At 33.3% G+C, this 1,320-nt stretch carries 1 protein-coding gene; it reads right to left on the bottom strand.

Going from position 1 to position 1,320, the window contains the following annotated elements; translation table 11 throughout:
* Positions 1-36 precede the first annotated feature (36 nt).
* The gene (locus EKD03_RS18235; protein ID WP_129633880.1) at positions 37-1,029 is read right to left on the bottom strand and encodes an IS110 family RNA-guided transposase; all 993 of its coding nucleotides are present in this window, start codon (positions 1,027-1,029) and stop codon (positions 37-39) included.
* Positions 1,030-1,320 lie beyond the last annotated feature (291 nt).

The raw sequence follows: 1,320 nt of genomic DNA, 5'->3' as shown, positions 1-1,320 counted from the left end.
ATAGTATTCTAAGACAAAAGCAAGTTTTTTTTCAATTCAAGCAGCAAATTTTGAGTGATTAATATACGGGACTTTTCTCTTAACGACGGCAAACACTCTGAATACAATTTTATTTCGAATTATATTCAGCGTACTCATGTTGTTTTTTCCAGCTTTTTCTCGATTAAGATAATAGTTTTTTAGTTCGCCAGGTATTCGTATTGCAGACATTGCACCCATATTCAGTAACGATTTTAATTGCTTGTTAGCATAGGGATGCACGCGAGCATTCCCCTTTTGCTTTCCAGACGACTCTGAAAATGGCGCAATTCCAGCAAAGCATGCAAATGAACGAGGGTTATCAAAATTGATAAAGTTGTTTGTAAAGGCAATCAAATAAGCGGCTAATATAGGCCCAACACCAACTACTGACTTTGCTAGATTATAATTAACTTCCAATAATTCATCATTTTGAATAATCATGCGGATTTCATCTTCAACTTTTTGAATCTGTTTATTCAATTCTCCGATAAAATTCATCTGGACCTCAACAATCAAAGAATTCTCGCCTTCAATGTAGCAATCTTTTAAGTCGCTTAATCCATTTTTATATGAAGTGCGGTGACGAATTAGTTTTTCACGTAAGGATAGTAAGGCCTTTATCCTATCCACATTGACGCCAGGCAGAATGGTTGGTTTAAGTTTCTCCCTTTTTTCAAATGCATAATTGGCGATTCGCATCGCATCAATCTTGTCATTTTTACCTCTTGTCAATCCAAGCGATTTCTTTATTTCTAAAGCTGAAAGCATTAAAAATTTAATGTTTAGTGAATCAAGCATTACGCTTAATAGCTTTGAATACTTACCTGTGTTCTCAAAGCAGATCATTAAATCATCTGGCTTGCAATTTAAAGAAGATAATGAGTGTTCAAGTAGTTCTACCATCCCCTGGTTAGAATTGTCCACCTTAAAGTGGATTTTGGCTGTGTGTAGATACACATCGAGTGTTGATTTAGATACATCAACACCAATAATCTGAAAGTTTTTCATAATTTTGTTGTTAGTTGTTTATAAAAAAGTAGTTTGAACTATAACCTTTAATAAGATCTGGAAATCTACAATTCTAAATGGTTCCAAACTACTACAATTAAGAGAATGGGGTCTAATACTATCGATAAGCCTTTCGCTTAGCAATCGGGAAAGTTCACCCCATTCTTCTTTTTATTAACAAATTAACAACAATTAACAAAGAAAAGAAAAAGTAGCAAAAAGAAAAGAAAATCAAGTAGTTATAGTAATTCTTAGTAAATTGTTGTTAATAAAGTTTGCAAATCTAAAGGC

This window comes from Candidatus Oscillochloris fontis, assembly GCF_004138135.1.
Lineage (GTDB): Bacteria > Chloroflexota > Chloroflexia > Chloroflexales > Chloroflexaceae > Oscillochloris > Oscillochloris fontis.
The sequence above is the reverse complement of the archived record's forward strand: the minus strand, read 5'-3'. Positions and strand labels throughout refer to the sequence as shown.

Bases quoted from the DNA above. Each gene is read 5' to 3' on its own strand.
- EKD03_RS18235 (WP_129633880.1), bottom strand. From the start codon at position 1,029: ATGAAAAACTTTCAGATTATTGGTGTTGATGTATCTAAATCAACACTC.